This window comes from Halotalea alkalilenta (assembly GCF_001648175.1).
Classification (GTDB): domain Bacteria; phylum Pseudomonadota; class Gammaproteobacteria; order Pseudomonadales; family Halomonadaceae; genus Halotalea; species Halotalea alkalilenta_A.
The window spans coordinates 1,832,827-1,849,820 of record NZ_CP015243.1 but is presented as its reverse complement, the minus strand read 5'-3'; the positions used below and the strand labels follow the sequence as shown (position 1 = coordinate 1,849,820).

13 protein-coding genes are annotated in these 16,994 nt (G+C 64.9%); 8 read left to right on the top strand and 5 right to left on the bottom strand.

The window, feature by feature from the left end:
• The first annotated feature begins 389 nt into the window (after nucleotides 1-389).
• The 4 genes from A5892_RS08105 (at nucleotide 390) to A5892_RS08090 (ending at nucleotide 5,788) form a co-directional block, all read left to right on the top strand.
• Entirely contained in the window at nucleotides 390-800 is a 411-nt protein-coding gene (locus A5892_RS08105) for a hypothetical protein (protein WP_064124380.1), read from the top strand.
• Nucleotides 769-1,965: a hypothetical protein gene (locus tag A5892_RS08100; protein WP_223302828.1), complete on the top strand. Its 1,197-nt coding sequence runs from the start codon at nucleotides 769-771 to the stop codon at nucleotides 1,963-1,965. Before A5892_RS08105 ends, A5892_RS08100 begins: the two co-directional genes overlap by 32 nt.
• Nucleotides 1,966-2,033: 68 nt before the next feature.
• Nucleotides 2,034-4,880 (top strand): bifunctional diguanylate cyclase/phosphodiesterase, encoded by a 2,847-nt coding sequence (locus A5892_RS08095; protein WP_064122379.1) that lies wholly within the window; start codon nucleotides 2,034-2,036, stop codon nucleotides 4,878-4,880.
• A gap of 182 nt (nucleotides 4,881-5,062) precedes the next feature.
• A complete protein-coding gene (locus A5892_RS08090; RefSeq protein WP_064122378.1) occupies nucleotides 5,063-5,788 on the top strand; it encodes a GNAT family N-acyltransferase in 726 nt (241 codons plus the stop codon).
• A 41-nt stretch (nucleotides 5,789-5,829) separates the two neighbouring features.
• Here the strand turns inward: A5892_RS08090 and A5892_RS08085 are convergent, their stop codons facing one another.
• Nucleotides 5,830-6,930, bottom strand: a complete 1,101-nt coding sequence (locus A5892_RS08085; RefSeq protein WP_064122377.1) for a GlxA family transcriptional regulator — start codon at nucleotides 6,928-6,930, stop codon at nucleotides 5,830-5,832.
• Nucleotides 6,931-7,419: 489 nt separating this feature from the next.
• On the opposite strand from A5892_RS08085, the gene A5892_RS08080 reads away from it, so the two are divergent.
• The 4 genes from A5892_RS08080 to A5892_RS08065 are packed head-to-tail and all read left to right on the top strand — an operon-like array spanning nucleotide 7,420 to nucleotide 11,354.
• Nucleotides 7,420-8,628, top strand: a complete 1,209-nt coding sequence (locus tag A5892_RS08080; RefSeq protein ID WP_064122376.1) for a quaternary amine ABC transporter ATP-binding protein — start codon at nucleotides 7,420-7,422, stop codon at nucleotides 8,626-8,628.
• Nucleotides 8,625-9,530, top strand: a complete 906-nt coding sequence (locus A5892_RS08075) for an ABC transporter permease (RefSeq protein WP_064122375.1) — start codon at nucleotides 8,625-8,627, stop codon at nucleotides 9,528-9,530. Before A5892_RS08080 ends, A5892_RS08075 begins: the two co-directional genes overlap by 4 nt.
• The gene (choX, locus tag A5892_RS08070; RefSeq protein WP_064122374.1) at nucleotides 9,530-10,480 is read left to right on the top strand and encodes a choline ABC transporter substrate-binding protein; all 951 of its coding nucleotides are present in this window, start codon (nucleotides 9,530-9,532) and stop codon (nucleotides 10,478-10,480) included. The genes A5892_RS08075 and choX overlap by 1 nt, the downstream gene beginning before the upstream one ends.
• A gap of 31 nt (nucleotides 10,481-10,511) precedes the next feature.
• Nucleotides 10,512-11,354 carry a glycine betaine ABC transporter substrate-binding protein gene (locus A5892_RS08065; protein ID WP_064122373.1) on the top strand — a complete coding sequence of 281 codons (843 nt, stop codon included), beginning with the start codon at nucleotides 10,512-10,514 and terminating at the stop codon, nucleotides 11,352-11,354.
• A gap of 37 nt (nucleotides 11,355-11,391) precedes the next feature.
• Here the strand turns inward: A5892_RS08065 and A5892_RS08060 are convergent, their stop codons facing one another.
• The 4 genes from A5892_RS08060 to A5892_RS08045 form a co-directional block, all read right to left on the bottom strand.
• Entirely contained in the window at nucleotides 11,392-12,441 is a 1,050-nt protein-coding gene (locus tag A5892_RS08060; protein WP_064122372.1) for a hypothetical protein, read from the bottom strand.
• Nucleotides 12,442-12,561: 120 nt separating this feature from the next.
• Nucleotides 12,562-13,110, bottom strand: coding sequence for a cytochrome b (locus A5892_RS08055; protein ID WP_064122371.1), 549 nt, complete (start codon nucleotides 13,108-13,110; stop codon nucleotides 12,562-12,564).
• A 90-nt stretch (nucleotides 13,111-13,200) separates the two neighbouring features.
• Nucleotides 13,201-14,328, bottom strand: coding sequence for a YncE family protein (locus A5892_RS08050; RefSeq protein ID WP_064122370.1), 1,128 nt, complete (start codon nucleotides 14,326-14,328; stop codon nucleotides 13,201-13,203).
• A gap of 69 nt (nucleotides 14,329-14,397) precedes the next feature.
• A complete protein-coding gene (locus A5892_RS08045; protein ID WP_064122369.1) occupies nucleotides 14,398-16,854 on the bottom strand; it encodes a TonB-dependent receptor in 2,457 nt (818 codons plus the stop codon).
• Nucleotides 16,855-16,994: the final 140 nt, after the last annotated feature.

Genomic DNA, 16,994 nt, shown 5'->3' with positions numbered 1-16,994 from the left:
CGCAGCCTCTGCGACACCCACCTTGCGGGCACCTTCATCTCTTTTACTTACACGCAGCGGATGCAATCCTCAGCGGTGCCGATTATTCTGATTCGGGCTCTCCCACATCCGCTGTGTCCGGGCGTTGCTTCGCTCGGCTTCGCATTCGGCCCCATCGCTCACCGTCTCCACACGATCGCACCAAATTTCGATGCAAAAATCGTGACTCGACGGCGCAGAGGATGATTGCGGGACTACGATGAAGTTTACGTTCCACTCGCGCGCGGATATCCATGGCAAGCGCTATTAGCACGAGGCCGTTCGGCCGAACGACCCATCGCGATTCGTTGCTGCCCAGCCCGCGTCGCAGAAGCACCAAGCCCCGGTGGCGCTGGCACTGGCTGAGCCTCATGCTGTTCTGCATCCACGCCTATGCCGAGAACTCGACCTCCCCGCATGACTTGGTGCTCATCGCCAATCCTGACTCCCGTACTCCGATGTCGATTTCGCGGGAGACCGCGCGCGCGATCTTCGCCATGCGCCAGAGATCGCTCGACGACAGCGGTGCCGCGATCGAGGTCTTCGTGCTGCCGGATGCAAGCCCCGTGCATTCGCGATTCGCCAAGCAGGTTTTGGGCATCTACCCCAGCCAACTTAGACTGGCCTGGGATCGAGGCGTCTATTCAGGTACAGGCCAAGCGCCCAACCAGGTCACCAATCAAGCGCAGATGCTGGATCGCATCGCGAATACCACCAACGGGGTAGGCTACGTCGAAAGGGAGTGGGTCGATGAACGCGTCCGCGCAATACCGCTACGATAAGCGCCGCTGGCCCCGCCGCCTATCGTGCCTGCTACCGCTGCTGTGCTATCAGGCGGATTCATCGCTGGCCGCGGTGAACAACCTGCAGATCCACGGTTTTCTCAGCCAGACCCTGCTCTATACCGACCGCAACCACTTCTTCGGTGCCGACGGTAATCTCAGCGCCGATTATACTGAGCTTGGCTTGAACGCCTCGCTGCGTCCCAGCTCCCGGGTGCTGGTCGCCGCTCAGGTAATGGCGCGTCGGGTTGGCGATAGCGCGAGCGATGGCTCCCCCCAGCTCGACTACGGGGTGGTCGACTACCAGCCCTATACCAGCGCCAGCGCCAACGCAGGCTTCCAGATCGGCCGGGGCAAGCTGCCGCTGGGAATCTACAATCAGACCCGTGATGTCGCCTTCACTCGCCCCGGTATCCTGCTGCCGCAATCGATCTACTTCGACCGCACCCGCAACCTGGGGCTTGCCGCCGACGGAGTGATGACCTACGTCGAAAGGCGGCTGAGCAACGGCACCTTGAGGTTCAACTTCGGCGTCGGGGTACCGCTCAAGGACGATGATGTCGAGCGCGCGCTGGGTTTCCAGGGTCATCCGACGCGGATAGATCCCAAGGCATCGATGATCAGCCAGCTACAGTATGAGCATGATGGCGGCAGGGTAGTCGCCGCGATCAGCACCGCGCGGGTGAAGGCCGATATCGAAGAAATAGGGGGCAGACGACTCGATGGCGAGTTCTACTTCCAACCGATCATATTCTCCGCCCAGTACAATGCCGAGCACTGGAACCTGACCATGGAGTACGCACTGCGCAAGCGAGAGTTCTCCGGTTTGTCCAACCCGGCGCTCAATTCGCAAGTGACCGGGGAGAGCGCTTATCTCCAGTACACGCGCTTGCTCAGTGAAGATTGGCGATGGTTGCTACGCTACGATCTAGCGATCTCCGATAGAGACGACCGTTGGGGATACCGGCAATCCGAAGTATCCGGCTCACCCGCCTACTCCGCCTATGCACGGGACTGGACCACCGGTCTGCAATGGTCGGTGACCCCGAGGCTTTTGCTGGCCGCTGAATATCACTACGTGACCGGCACCTTCTGGCTCACCGACAGAGACGACGCCAGCAAGCGATGGAACCTGTTGCTGATGCAGATGACGCTGCGATTTTGAACCAATATGGAGGGTAGCCGTCAGTTGCCCTCCTCCCTCCGCAGGCCCTGTTTCAGGCATACCGATTGATGCAAAAACCGACGCAGCACCATCCCCCCAGGCATTCGCCGACCCGCCCACTGGTCAGCCTGAAGTGGCGCGCCATCGCACTCACCAGCCTGATCCTGCTGTGTCTCGCGGTAGTGCTCACTTACCTGAGCCACTCGAGCTTCACGCGTCAGTTCGAGGAGCGCCGTCTCGACTGGTACGACCATCAGCGCAGCGAGATCGAACTCGCGCTCAGGCGCTCCTCGATCGAACTCGGCCGGCAAGCCAGCCTGCTCGCCGCGCTCTCTCCGCGCGACGAAGAGGGCGACAGCACCCTCGACGGCCTGCAACGCAATCTCGAGGCGCAGTGGCCGACCATTCAGCTGACCCTCGACGCCCACCGCTTGGCGCTGTTCGATGCAAGTGGGCGCCGCTATGCCTATTGGGGCCAGGAGCCACAGAACTACAGCCCCGACTGGCTGCAGGCCACCCTCTCCCGAGTGCTGGAGGAGGACGAAGTGATCACCTCGATCCAGTGTTCCTCGAGCTGCCTGCAATATGCCTTCACGCCGATCCTGATCGGCGGTGAAAGCGCCGGCGTGCTGATGATCAACCGCTCGCTGGCCGATCTGACCCTGAGCGCCCAGCGCGCCACCAGCGACAACGTCTCGCTGATGATCGACGGCGGCATCCCGGTGCGGCAGGAAGAGCTTCGCTACATCCCATCCTGGAATGGCCACCTGCTGACGATCACCAATCTCGAGCAGACGCTGCCGGTGCTGGAGGTCGCCTCCAGCCAAGTCAGCATCAGGGAGCTGAGCGTGGGCTCCAAACGGTTCAACGATGGGAGTCGCAGCTACGAGCTCTTCGCCATGCCGCTGAACGAGGGCGACAGCGAACAAGCGGTCGGGCATCTGCTGGTGCTCTCCGACATCACCGCGGAGGTGCGCTCGATCGCGGCCGATACCAACCGGCTGGTGATCGTGATGATCAGCGGCTGGCTGGTCGCCGAGGCGCTGCTGCTGGCCCTGCTGTGGCGCCCGATGCAAAGGCTCAGGCGGCTCACCCAGGCGCTGCCGGCGCTGGCCACGCGCGACTTCGCCCGGGTGCGCCGCGAGATCGCCCTGCCCCATGCCCGCTGGCCGGATGAGATCGATGTGCTCAACCACACAGCGCTCCTGATCACCAATCGTCTCGCCAAGCTCGAGCTCGACGTCGAGGCGCACAGCGCCGAACTCGCCGAGCGCATCAAGGAGCTCGGTCGCGAACGGGATTTCGTCAATCGGCTGCTCGATACCGCTGAGGTGCTGATCCTTTTGCAAAACGCCAATGGTCGGATCACTCGGGTCAACCGACAGGCCGAGCAGGTCACCGGGATCGAAGCCGCCGCTTTGCTCGGGCGCGATTTCGCCCAAGTGTTCCTGCGCAGCCCCGAGGGCGGCGAAGAGATCGATGCTCATCCCCAGGAAGCGCTGCTCGAGCAGCCGGACCTGCCGCCCAGAGTGATCGCCTGGTACCACGCGCCGCTGCTCGACGATAGCAACCGGCCACAGGGCCAGATCTCGGTCGGCATCGACGTCACCGAGCGCAAGCACGCCGAGCGCCGATTGGCCTGGCTGGCCAATCGCGATCCTTTGACCCAGCTCTACAACCGCCGCTATCTGGAACAGGCCCTCGATCGCATGATCGACCAGGACGGCAAAGGGGCGGTGCTGTTCCTCGACCTCGACCAGTTCAAGGAGGTCAACGAGCTGAGTGGACACAGCTCGGGAGACGAATTGCTCAAGCGGGTCGCCGCGGCACTGCGCCACGAGTTGGAAGGACAAGCGGTGATCGCCCGCCAGGGCGGTGATGAATTCGTACTATTGGTCGAGGGCGCCGACGAAGCCAAGGCGGTTCAGGTCGCTCGTCGCATCGAGCAGGCGCTGGGAGCGATCGAGTACTACGCCAACGGTCGCCGCCATCGCGCGATAGGCAGCATCGGCATCGCGCTCTATCCCCAGCATGGCGCCACCCCGGTGGAGCTCCTGGCCAGCGCCGACATGGCGATGTACCAGGCCAAGGAGAGCGTGCACCAGCGCTGGCACCTGCTCAGCGCGCTACAGGCACCGAGACTTGCGCTGCAGCAGCGGGTAGATGGGATAGAGCGGCTGCGCCAGGCGCTGCGCGAGGAGCGCTTCGTACTCGAGCTGCAGCCGATCGTCAGCCTGCGCGGCGGCTCGGTAAATCATTACGAGGCGCTGGTACGGATGGTCGATGAGCAGGGCAGGCTGATCCAGCCCGGAGGCTTCATCCCGATCGCCGAGCGCTGCGGGTTGATCACCGAGATCGACCAATGGGTGATGAGAGAGGGGCTGGCGCTGCTCAGGCGGCTGGAGCCCTACGGCGTCCATCTGGCGATCAATCTCTCGGCCGCTTCGCTGCTCGACAACCGCCTGCTCGACAGGCTCGACAGAATGCTCGCGACGAGCGGCGCGCCCGCCGAGCGGCTGACCATCGAAATCACCGAAACCGTGGCGGTGACCGATATCGCCCAGGCGAGCCGGATAATGAACGGCATCCGCGCATTGGGCTGCAAAACCGCGCTCGACGACTTCGGTGTCGGTTTCAGCAGCTTCCACCACCTGCGCCACCTGCCCACCGACGTGGTCAAGATCGACGGCAGTTTCATCCGCCAGCTGGCGACCAGCCACGAGGATTGGCTGATCACCAAGGCGATCACAGAGACCGCACTGGCATTCGGCAAGCAGGTGGTCGCTGAGTGCGTCGAGGATGAAGAAACCCTGAAACTGCTGGAAAAGATCGGCGTCACCCATGCCCAAGGCTTCTATCTCGGCCGACCGACACAGGTGAGCCAGCTACTCGCGCGCCTGGAACCGCAGGTGTGAGACATTTGTGCAAGCGGTGTCGCGTACGATACCCGCCAGGGCGAATCGAATGAACCATCGAACATCCCAGCTGCAAGACGTTGGTCGTATTCTGGTCTTCACTCAGGTTTACCCACCCTCTCGGGCCGCTCTTTTCGTCCCCACCGCACGAAAGCGAAGCCCGACCAACGAGAGATCCTCCCATGATCGCGATTGCTATCGACGGTTTGCTCGAGCACTTCGAACTCAGCGTCGCCGGCGACGAGCGAGAGCGCGATCAGGTTTTCGCACTGCGTCACCGGATATTCCGAGAGGAGCTGGGCTACTTCACCACTACCCAGTCGCAGGTGGGACTCGAGCAGGACGAACATGACGACTATTCCCTCCACTGCCTGCTGCGCGATCGCGCCAACGGCATGGCGGTGGGCTGTGTCAGGGTGGTGATGCCGGAAAACCACACGCACCGGCTGCCGCTCGAGGCTCACTGGCCAGCGACGCCGGCCTGCGGCCCACTGCATCCATCCCGTTTCGAGCCTTGGCAGGTGTGCGAGATTTCCCGCCTGGCAGTAGTGCGCGACTACCGCCTGAACGGCGACAAGAGCGCCGCCCTGCCGATGTCGATCGGCTTGCTGCTGTATCTGGCCGCGGGCGTGATGATCAAGAACTCGCGCCGCCCCTGCGCCTATGCAGTGATGGAGCCTTCCCTGCCACGCCTGCTCAAGCGCTTCGGCCTGCACTTCGCGCCCGCCGGCGAGGTCATCGAACTCTACGGCCGGCGCGGGTTCTACCTCAACAAGACCGAAGAGAGCACCGTCGACGGACTGCGCAGCGATGCAGCGGACCTCTATCGCCACTTGCTGCAGATGATGGCGCTGTCATCGCAGGCGCAGCTTCGAGCCACCGCATCGGTGGCTTGCCCGCTGAGCTGAAGGCCCGCGGCATCGCCCGTGGGGGCGATACCGGTGCGCATTCAGACCCTTACGCTTGCGAAGGTCGACTCGTTGCGAGCCCGGCTCAGCGCGGTGGTCGAAAGCGACTCGTCGCGGTTGGCCGAATCGAGATTGACCGGCAGCGTCAGCACGCGCACCGAAGTGGTGCCGACCCGCTCCTCCCGCGGTGGGATGCCGAAATACTCGCGATAGCACTTCGAGAAATGAGGCGTGGAGACGAAGCCGCACACCGAGGCGACCTCGATGATCGACATCGAGGTCTGCTTGAGCAGCTGGCGCGCGCGGATCAAACGCAGCTTGAGGTAGTAACGCGACGGAGAGCAGTGCAGGTACTTCTGGAACAGCCGCTCGAGCTGACGCCGGGAGACATCGACGTAGTGCGCCAGTTCGTCGAGGTCGATCGGCTCTTCGAGGTTGGCCTCCATCAGCGCGACGATCTCCTGCAGCTTAGGCTGGTGGGTGCCGAGCATGTGCTTGAGCGGCACTCGCTGGTGGTCCTGCTCGTTGCGAATGCGCTCGTAGATGAACATCTCGGAGATCGCCGCGGCGAGCTCGCGCCCGTGGGACTGCTGGATCAGCCGCAGCATCATGTCCATCGGCGCGGTGCCGCCAGAGGAAGTACAGCGGTCGCGATCGAGCGAGAACAACCGGGTGGTCATCGCTACGCGCGGAAAGGCCTCCTGCATCGCGGCGAGGAACTCCCAGTGCACGCTGCAATCGTAGCCATCGAGCAGCCCTGCCCGCGCCAGTGCCCAACTGCCCGTACACACCGCGCCGAGCATCCTGCCCTGGCGCGCCAGACTCTGCAGCCAGCCGATGTGTTCGCGCCCGACGCTGGCGCGAATGTCAACCCCGCCGCAGACGATCACCATGTCGAGCGCGGGCGCGGCGTCGAAGGATAGATCCGGCGCCACCCGCACACCGTCGCTGGCGCAGACCGGCGCACCATCGGGACTCAGAGTGACCCAGCGATAGAGCTCACGCCCGGAGAGCTGGTTGGCCATCCGCAGCGGCTCGATCGCCGATGCCATGGAGATCAGGGTGAAATTGTCGAGCAACAGGAAGCCAACGCTGCGGGCTCGACAAATGGAGGAATCGGAGCCTTCGCTTGACTGGGACATGGAGTACTCCTCGTTGAAACACGATCCGACGGCGCCAACCCCCGCAAGGGCTGCCAGAGGCGCCTGGAGTCTGGGTTGCAGGCCAATGGACGCTGGGGCTCTCCCCGGCTTCCGAAGGGGGCGGCATCGCCATGCGGTCCCCTTGCAATCCTCCATGCAAGATTCGCGCACCAAGGCGCTGTCGCCGCCTCGATAAATTGTCCGATAGGTCGATTTCACCCTAGCAAACCAGCGCCCCACGCCGCATCCTTTGCATGGACCGCCCAATGCCTGCGTGTCGTTGAACGCAATCCCGATGTCGCTTGCCGACAAGGACGCCCACGGCAAGGGGCTATTGTGACCCATACGAGAACGGCCGCCGCGATCCAGCACCATCATCGAGCAGCGGCCGCCGCGGTCGACTACAAGAACAACGTCCGCTTCGCGACCCGCCCCCTCCTAGACCGAGGCACGCGCTCGCGAGCGGCGCTCCGAGGAGAGCTCCCCCGCATGTCGCCCCCCCATGGCAAGATCGTGGTACGCAATCTCTACAAGCTGTTCGGCTCCCATCCGCGCCAGGCGATGCAGCGGCTCAACGAGGGCTGGGACAAGCAGCGGCTCAACCGGGAAAGCGGCGTGATAGTCGGTGTCAACGACGTTTCCTTCGAAGTCGCGGAAGGTGAAATCTTCGTTTTGATGGGGCTCTCCGGCTCCGGTAAGTCGACGCTGATCCGACTGGTCAACCGGCTGATCGAGCCCACTTCCGGCCAGGTGCTGATCGATGGCCGCGACGTCTCGAGCATGAACCGCCGCGAGCTGATCGAACTGCGCCGGCGCGAAATGAGCATGGTGTTCCAATCCTTCGCGCTGATGCCGACCCGTAACGTGCTCGACAACGCAGCCTTTGGCCTCGAGGTTGCCGGGGTCGGCCGTGCGGCGCGCGAGCGGCGCGCCACGGAGGTGCTCGAGCAAGTCGGGCTGCAGGGTTTCGCTACCAAACGGGTCGACGAACTCTCCGGCGGGATGCAACAGCGCGTCGGCCTCGCCCGGGCGCTCGCGGTCGATCCTTCGCTGATCATCATGGACGAGGCGTTCTCGGCCCTCGACCCCCTGATCCGCCGCGAAATGCAGGAGATTTTGCTCGGCCTGCAGCGCGAGCATCGCCGCACCGTGCTGTTCGTCTCCCACGATATCGAGGAGGCACTGCGGATCGGCAGCCGCATCGCGATCATGGAGGGCGGCCGGATGGTCCAGGTCGGCACCCCGGAGGAGTTGGTCGCCGCCCCCGCCGACGACTACGTGCGCCACTTCTTCTCGACCGTCGACACCAGCCGATTCCTCGTCGCCGACCAGCTCAAGGCCGACAGCGTCCCGGTCTACGTGCACAACGGCCGCGCCCCGGAAGGCTGCCAGGTGCGCCGAGATCTCGAGGCGCAGGACAAGCACTATGCCTTCGTGGTCGACGAGCAGCGCAGCTTCCGCGGCTCGATCAGCCTGGAGAAGCTCGCCCTGCTGACCGCCGACGATCGCCCGCTGAGCCTCGAGCAATCGCTGCTCAAGCCGGTCGCACCGGTCGCGCCCAATCTGCCGCTGTCCGACGTCATCGATCGGCTGATCAGCAACGAAGGCCCGATTCCGGTGGTCGACGATGACGGCCGCTACACCGGCGCAATCACCAAAGGCCGGCTGCTCAGCCGCCTGCAAGGAGCACAGCCATGAACTTCCAGCTCCACATCGGCGACTGGGTCAACGACGGCGTCGACTACCTGCTCGACAACTACAGCGGTGTATTCGACGCCATCGGTATGGTGGTGGACGAATTCGCCTCCACCATCGAGGCCCTGCTGCAGGTGATGCCGGCAGAGGTGATGATCCTGCTCTTCGCGCTGCTCGGTGCCTGGCGCCTGGGACTGCGCTTCGCCATCTTCACCCTCGCGGCACTAGGACTGATCCTGCTCAGCGGCTTCTGGCCACAGACCGTGGTGACCCTGGGCCTGACCCTCTCGGCGACGATGATCAGCCTGCTGATCGGCATACCGCTGGGAATCTGGGCCGCGACCAGCGACCGGGTCAACATGCTGATCCGGCCGCTGCTCGACTTCATGCAGACCATGCCCGCCTTCGTCTACCTGATCCCGGCGGCGATGCTGTTCGGCCTCGGCCGTGTGCCGGGAATCATCGCCACGGTGATCTTCGCGATGCCGCCGGCGGTGCGCCTCACCACCCTCGGCATTCGCCAGGTCAACAAGGAGATCATCGAGGCGGGCCAGTCGTTCGGCTGCACCTCGAGCCAGCTGCTGTTCAAGGTCCAGCTACCCAACGCGCTGCCGTCGATCATGGCCGGAGTCAACCAGACCATCATGATGGCGCTGTCGATGGTGATCATCGCCTCGATGGTGGGCGCCGGCGGGCTCGGTAACGAAGTACTCGCCAGCATCCAGCGCCTCGACATCGGTCTCGGCTTCGAAAGCGGAATGTCGGTGGTGCTGCTGGCGATCGTGCTCGATCGGATCACCGAGAGCTTCGGCGACAGCCGCCGAGCGCGCCGCTCGGGATATCTAAGCCGATTGTTCGGCCGCATTTCCGGCCAGCGCGCGCCGGTCAACGGAGAAAGCCACTGATGAACGCTCGACCCTACCTATACGGCCTCGGCCTTACCCTCACCCTGACCAGCGGCGCCGCGCTCGCCGCGGGAGACCCACCGGAGTGCACCGCACTGCGCTTCGCCGAGATCGGCTGGAGCGATATCACCGCGACCACAGGGGTCGCCTCAGCGCTCGGTGAAGCGCTCGGCTACGCTCCGACCACCCAGCTGGTCTCGGTGCCGATCGCCTTCACCGGGGTCAAGACCGGCAGCCTCGACGCCTTCCTCGGCTACTGGTCGCCGTCGATGGATTCGCTGGTCGCGCCATTTCGCGCCGAAGGCTCGCTGCGCATAGCCGAAACCGCCAACCTCGAAGGCGCCAAGTACACCCTCGCGGTACCGGCCTACGCCTATGACGCCGGGCTCAGGACCTTCCAGGACATCGCTCGCTTCAAAGACCAGCTCGGCGGGCGGATCTACGGGATCGAACCAGGCAACGACGGCAACCTGCTGATCGACGAGATGATCAAGCAGGACCAGTTCGGCCTGGGCGACTTCCAGATGATCGAATCGAGCGAGGCGGGAATGCTCACCCAGGTGCGTCGCGCGGTGCGCAGCGAGCAGTGGTTGGTGTTCCTCGGCTGGGCGCCGCACCCGATGAACCAGAGCTTCGACATGCGCTATCTCGACGGCGGCGATGAGGTATTCGGCCCCGACCAGGGTGCGGCGCAGGTGTTCACCGTGACCGCCCCCGACTACCCGCAGCGCTGCCCCAACGCCGCCCGCCTGCTCGACAATCTGCGCTTCGACGTGCCGATGGAAGGCGAATTGATGGCCTCGCTCGAGGCCAGGGAAGGCACCCCAGAAGAGATCGCCCGGCAGTGGATCAAGGCCCATCCCGAGCGCCTCGACGCGTGGCTCGAAGGCGTCACCACCCGTGAAGGTGGCGATGCCCGGGCCGCGGTGCTCGCAAGCCTGCCACAGTGACCCCACCCCTCAGCACCTGGAGCGACATCCAATGAAACTGCACCTCCCCCTTGCGTTCGTTGCTACCTTAGCGCTCTCATCCGCCGCGCTCGCCGCCGACAAGCCGAGTCTCTCGATCGGCTACGTCAACGGCTGGGACGACAGCGTCGCCACCACCCATGTCGCCGCGGCGATCCTCGAGGAGAAACTCGGCTATCCGGTGGAACTCAGGGCGGTGGAACCCGCGATCATGTGGCAGGGCGTGGCCCGAGGTGATCTCGACCTCACCCTCTCGGCCTGGCTGCCGGCGACCCACGGCGAGTACTACGAGCGGCTCAAGGACGATATCGAGATACTCGGCACCAACTACGAGGATGCAAAGATTGGGCTGGTGGTGCCGGACTACGTGCAGGCCAGGAGCATCGAGGACCTCGAGGGCGAACGCGCCGCTTTCGACGGCAGGATCACCGGGATCGATGCCGGCGCCGGGGTGATGCGCCGCACCGAGGATGCGATCCGTGAGTACGGGCTCGACTACACCCTGATGCCGAGCTCGGGACCGGCGATGACCGTGGCGCTGGGCCGCGCGATCAACGCCGAGCAGCCGATCGTGGTGACCAGCTGGATCCCTCACTGGATGTTCGCCAAGTGGCAGCTGCGCTTCCTCGATGATCCCAAGTCGGTGTTCGGCGAGGCCGAGCGCATCGACACCGTGGCGCATCCCGGTATCGACGAAAAGGCCCCCGAGGCCAGCGCCTTCCTCAAGCGCTTCAGCTGGGGCCCGGACGACGTAGGCGCGGTGATGCTCGCGATCAGCGAAGGCGCCACGCCCGACCAGGCCGCCAAGGACTGGGTCGCCAACCACGAAGATCGCGTCGCCGAGTGGCTCGACTGAACCCCTGCGTCCACGGGGCTGCCGGCGACTGCGCGGCTTAGAGAAGCGAACACTCCTCGCTACGCGCCGCCCCGGTCCGGTTTCCACCGGGGCACTTCTCAGCCACTTTGCCATCCGGCACCGGGGGCGGTGCAATCAGCGCCTCCTCGCTACGCGACGAAGGCAAGAGGCGATCGTCGAATGCCCCCGAGGGGCCGCGATCGAGCGGGCCCGGCGCCTCCTCCGGTACGCAAGACTGGAGCGCCGAGCGCAGCGCAGCGAGGGCCTGCTCGCCATGGCGTTGGCCGACCACTTGCTGCCACCATTGGCGATGAACGCTCTGGACGAAGACGGGGACCAGCGGCAGCCCAATGCTTTGCGCCATCGCTAGCCGGTGCAGGCCGCGGTTGATCTTCAAAAGCTTGCCCTCGCGCGATACCGCCACGCCCAGGCGGTCCTTGCCGCGGCTCGCATCGAAGCCCCCCGCCGCCATGCCGTCGAGGAACGCGAGATAAACGCGTAGGTAGCCTTCGATCCTCTCCTCGCTGTCGAGGCATATCCCGAGCTGGCGAAACCGCCTGGGCTCGCCCTGGGCGAGATCCGCGTAGAGCCTCCGATAGCTCTCGCTTTCGCGCAGCTCGTCGCGATGCAGCTCGAGATCGCTGATGAAGCGGTAGCGAGATCCCTCGCGCAGATCCTCCCGTCCCAGGTCCCAGTTGCCGTCCCAGATGAAGACCTTGGACGAAGGCCGGGGCTCCTGTTCCCTGGGTGCATGCTTGACGATGCGGATCAGCTTGCGCGGATCGACGTAAAGCGTCAGCGCAGCCTCCCCCAGCGCGGCCTGCATCGCTCGACGCGGCAGCCCCATGCGCTCGATCGCGGGGGTCCAGCGGCCGCGGTCACGCCAGTGGCGCAACAGCAGCCGTTCCATCGGCCCGGAGACCCAGCGCTGGGACAAACTCCTGATGCGATGTTCAAGGTGCGCCAGACCCGCCTGCCAGCGCATCGAAGAAGAAACCAGGTCGCGAAACAGCGGATCGGCCCCCGGGCCGAGCAGACCGTCGGCGGCGACATCCGCCGACGATCGAGGAAGAGATTGCATGCTCATCAAGGTACTCGCCAAGCCATGACTTCGAACGGTTTATTATGGAAACATTAAACCTTGGCGATAAAAATAGCATGCTAATATTTTTTTCGAAAACTGATCCTCTACTGTCCCGCGGTGCGTTCAATCACCGCGTCCCACCATCCTCGGCAGGACGTCATCGCCGAGCAGCCGACGGTGCACCACCACCATCAGCACGTGCCCTGCCACCAGCGCGAGCAGTACCCAGCCGAGCCAGCCATGCAGCGCATTGGCCGGTGCGGTCATCCAGCCGATCGGCTCGAATCCCCCGGCGAACAGCGGGATGCCAAACGGCGCGAAGGCCTGCCCGGAGCCGTACTGGCGCAGCAATGCCAGCGCGGGTACCAAGAGCATCAGCGCGTAGAGGCACAAGTGCCCCAGCCGGGCGCACCATCCCAACAGGGTATCCGGCTGGGACGGGCGGTGCTTGAGCTGCCCGAGCGCCCAGAGAGCGCGCAGCGCGATCAACGCCAGCAAAAGCGCACCGAGCGGCTTATGGGTGCCGACCAGGAACCCGGTGATCGCACTGGGACCGATCAGCACCTTGCAAAGCATCCCAGCGAACTGCCAGAGCAGCAGCAGCGCCACTGCCCAGTGCAGCCCGCGACTGATCGCCCCGAAACGCCGCTCGCTGTCTCGACATTGGGTCATCAAAGTCTCTCCTGTCACTGCTGACGCGGTCGACAGCAGGATAGACGATGGTCGACGGCGGGCGGCCTGGAGAGCAAGCTTGGTCCAAGCTCAGGGCGTGATCCGTGCTACCGAGTCATGCGAGTCGCCCTCCCAGTCGCCGTCTTCGTCCTCGGGCTGACTGAGCGGCTCCTTGATGGTGACGAACAGGCTACCGCTGGCGTCGTCGACCGCGAGGCTGTTCGGATGCGTCGGTAGCTCGAAGGTCTCCAGCAAGGTGTAGCTCTCGGCATCGAACACCTTGACCGTGGCAGCCTCGCGATTGGTGACGAACAACCAACGGTGAGCGCCATCGAAGGTCAGCGACAGCGCACCCGCACCGCTCGCGATCCGGGTCACCGGCGCACCGTCGGCTGCGTTCAGCACCACCACGTCGCCGCTTTCCTGGTCGGTGATGTAGAGCCGCTGGCCACTTTCATCCAGGGCCAGATTGGTCGGCTGGGTGCCACCGGCGGCGTAGCGGGCGTCGACCTCGAGCGTTGCGGTGTCGATCACCACGATCTGCCCATCGAAGTTGCTCACGTAAGCGCGCTGGCGGCTCGGGTCGAGCGTCAGCCCCGCGGTCCACTTGCCGAGCCCCTCGACGGTGCCGGCGAGGCTCATGTCGGTGGTGTCGACCACATAGAGCTTGCCCGGATCGGCTACCGCGGTGACGTAGAGCCGCTGGGCGTTCGCATCGAGGCGCAGCATGCGTGGATGCACCGGATAGTACTGCTCGCCCGGCGCCTTCTCGGCGAAGCGCAGCGAGCCGACCAGCGTCCCGCTGTCGAGATCGACCGCGCTCACCGAAGCGTCCATGGTGTCGCCAACGTAGAGCCGGCCGCGGGCATCGTCGAGGGCCAGGGCGAAAGCCTTGTAGGGCAACTCGATGCGCCTTTTCTCCTCGAGGGTGCGCGGGTCGAGCTCGAACAGCACCCCGCCCTCGCCGTCGTTGAAGCGCTGGGCCGCGGCCACGTAGAGGGAGTCGCGACTGGGGCTGTAGGCCACTTCGTAGACGCCGTGGGAGAGCTCGCGCCTCAGCACCCGCGAGTCCTCGCCCTGCTGCGCTACGGATGCGCCGGCAGCCGCCGGTGCGCTGGCGCCGGTGTCGGCCAGCGCCGGCAGCGCGGTGAGGCCGAACCCGAGCCCCAGGCCAAGGGCGACGGCACGAGCAAGACGGGAAGTGCGAAACTGGATCATCTAGCGTTTCCTTGAGTGAAAAAGAATGGTCGAGGGCCGGCATCAGCCAGCCCGATGAAAGCGTCGGACTCAGAGATCGACCGACATCGAAAGCTTGAACAGCCTCGGCATGCCCTGGGTGACGTAGCCGCTCTCGCCGACGCTCTCCCAGTAGCCGTTGTTGGTCACGTTCTCGATTCCAGCGCGCCAGGTCACCGGGCTGCCGGCGAGCCGGGTGGCATAGCGCACGCCAAGATCCAGGCGGGTCCAAGGCTCGAGGCGATACTGGTTACCGTCGTCGGCGTACTGCGAACCGGTGCGTACCACATCGCCGGTCAAGGTCAGTCCCTCGACGCCGGACAGGTCCCACTCGCTGCCCAGATTGGCCTGGTACTTCGGCACGCCGATGGCGTCGTTGCCATCGTTGGCGCCATCGGTGGTGCCGCTGAGCTCGGTATCGAGGAAGGTCACGCCCCCCAGCACGCGCCAGCCGACCAGCGGTTCGCCGAAGACGCTGAGCTCGAGCCCGCGATTTTTCTGCTCGCCGTTGAGCGCATAGACCTCACCGTCGCCCGAGGCGTTGGGCTGTTCGATCTGGAACAGGCTGATACCGCCGCCGATGCGGCCATAGTCGAACTTGACCCCGGCCTCGTGCTGCTTCGAACGCACCGTGCCCAGCACCTGGCCTGCGTTGGGATAGCCTTCGCTGGAGGGCACCGTCGGCCCCTGCTGCAAGGCCTGGACATAGTTGGCGTAGAACGAAACCGTCTCCCACGGCTGATAGACGATGCCGTAGACCGGAGTGTAGGCCGACTCGTCGAAGGCGTTTTCCGGCGCGCCTTCATAGCTGTAGTTGCGCACGGTGAGTTCCTGGTAGCGAACACCCGCGAGCAGGCGCAGCTTGTCGTCGAACATCGACAAGGTGTCGGAGAGAGAGACGCCGTTGGCACGCACGCGGTTGCGCAGGTTAGGGTCGTCCATGTCCCCGCCGGGGAAGTCGTAGTAGTCGGTAGGGGCCGGCACGTCCACCGGATCAAAGATGTTGGTATCCGAGTTCGAGGTCATCCGGTAGGCGCTGTAGGACCTGCGCAGCACCCCGGAATAGCCGAGGTTGACCGAGTGGGAAACCGCACCGGTGTCGAAGCTGCCACGCACGCCCGCCTGGGAGGCGAAGCTCTTGGCCTCGAAGGGGACATCCATGCGCCCGACGGTGGCATCGCCGGCAAGGTTGTTCACCGTCGGAGAGCTATAGACGCCGTACTCCTCGGTGTCATTGCCGCCCAGCGCCAGGTAGCCGGTCCAGTTGGGCGCGAAGTCGTACTCGCCGCGCCACATGCCGTAGGTGGTCTCGACCTCCGAGTAAGCCCAGGAGGGGGTGTAGTTGGTTCGCGGCGAAGGCGCCTGCGGCATCTGGGTCAGCTCGCCGCCGAGATAGATACCGCGCCGAGTGCCCTGGTAGACCTGCTTCTGGTAACCGACGTCGAGCGAACTGCGCAGCCGCTCACCGCGATAGTCCAGCGCCAGCGCAAAGGAGCTCGAGCGCTCGTCATCGTCACCGCTGACGGGCGAACCGCCGCTGCCACGAAGCAGGTTGATCCGTGCACCGAACTGATTGTCGTCGCCGAAGCGGCGCCCAGCGTCGACCGCGGCCTCGCCGTAGCCGTCAGTGGCGTAGCCCAGGGTGGTGCGCAGCAGCGGCTCGTCGCCGGCACGCTTGGGCTCGAGGTTGATCGAGCCGCCGACGCCCGACCCGCCCGGCGGTACGCCGTTCAGAAACGCGCTCGCCCCCTTGAGCACCTCGACCCGCTCGATCGCGTTGGGTACCACCACCTGCCGCGGCAGCACGCCGTAGAGGCCGCCGAACGAAACGTCATCGCCGGAGAGCGTGAAGCCGCGAATACGAAAGCTTTCGGCGTAGTTGCCATAGCCCGAGCCGACCTGTACCGAGGCATCGCTCTTCAGCACATCGCCAAGCGTCTTCGCCTGGCGGTCCTCCACTCTCTTGGCGGTATAGGAGGTGATGTTGAACGGCACGTCGAACGCCTGCTGCTGGCCAAGCACCCCCAACCGTCCGCCGCTGGCCACCTGGCCGCCGGCGTACTCCGGCACCAACCGATCATTGCCGGCGACGAACCGGGTGCCGATCACCGTCAGCGTATCCAAAGAGCCGCTCTGCGCGCTGCGCTCGACCAGCACGTAGCCTCCATTACCGCTCGGCACACTCTCCAGGCCGCTGCCCTGGAGCAGCAGGGAGAATCCTTGCGCCACCGAGAGACTGCCCTGCACGCCTGGGCTGGTGCGCCCGTCGACCAGCTGCGGGTCGAGCACCAGGTTGACTCCGGCCTCACTGGCGAAACGCATCAGCGCCGGACCCAAGGGGCCGGCAGGGATCGTATAGCTGCGCGCGGCACCCGGCTGAGCCGCTGGCTGCTGAGCGAAGGCGGGCAACGATACGCCGAGGGCGCAACCCAGCGCCGCCGCCAGGCCTCCCCGCGCCGCGAGACGACGCCAGCAAACGGTGGAGGGACGGCGAGAATCGAATGACATGGTTGTGGTTTCCCTGACAGGAGAAGTTGTCGATCGGTGATGACAGGGATGACGAACCAATGAATAAAAGCGGACATCGAAAAGATAATTTTTTCCATCGCCGGGTCGTTCATTCATCCGCTCCGTGACCGGGTCGCTCA

Excerpts from the sequence above, each read along its gene's own strand:
- A5892_RS08105 (WP_064124380.1), top strand. The coding sequence starts at position 390 with ATGCTGTTCTGCATCCACGCCTATGCCGAGAACTCGACCTCCCCGCAT.
- A5892_RS08100 (WP_223302828.1), top strand. The coding sequence starts at position 769 with ATGAACGCGTCCGCGCAATACCGCTACGATAAGCGCCGCTGGCCCCGC.
- A5892_RS08095 (WP_064122379.1), top strand. The coding sequence starts at position 2,034 with ATGCAAAAACCGACGCAGCACCATCCCCCCAGGCATTCGCCGACCCGC.
- A5892_RS08090 (WP_064122378.1), top strand. The coding sequence starts at position 5,063 with ATGATCGCGATTGCTATCGACGGTTTGCTCGAGCACTTCGAACTCAGC.
- A5892_RS08085 (WP_064122377.1), bottom strand. The coding sequence starts at position 6,930 with ATGTCCCAGTCAAGCGAAGGCTCCGATTCCTCCATTTGTCGAGCCCGC.
- A5892_RS08080 (WP_064122376.1), top strand. The coding sequence starts at position 7,420 with ATGTCGCCCCCCCATGGCAAGATCGTGGTACGCAATCTCTACAAGCTG.
- A5892_RS08075 (WP_064122375.1), top strand. The coding sequence starts at position 8,625 with ATGAACTTCCAGCTCCACATCGGCGACTGGGTCAACGACGGCGTCGAC.
- choX (WP_064122374.1), top strand. The coding sequence starts at position 9,530 with ATGAACGCTCGACCCTACCTATACGGCCTCGGCCTTACCCTCACCCTG.
- A5892_RS08065 (WP_064122373.1), top strand. The coding sequence starts at position 10,512 with ATGAAACTGCACCTCCCCCTTGCGTTCGTTGCTACCTTAGCGCTCTCA.
- A5892_RS08060 (WP_064122372.1), bottom strand. The coding sequence starts at position 12,441 with ATGAGCATGCAATCTCTTCCTCGATCGTCGGCGGATGTCGCCGCCGAC.
- A5892_RS08055 (WP_064122371.1), bottom strand. The coding sequence starts at position 13,110 with ATGACCCAATGTCGAGACAGCGAGCGGCGTTTCGGGGCGATCAGTCGC.
- A5892_RS08050 (WP_064122370.1), bottom strand. The coding sequence starts at position 14,328 with ATGATCCAGTTTCGCACTTCCCGTCTTGCTCGTGCCGTCGCCCTTGGC.
- A5892_RS08045 (WP_064122369.1), bottom strand. The coding sequence starts at position 16,854 with ATGTCATTCGATTCTCGCCGTCCCTCCACCGTTTGCTGGCGTCGTCTC.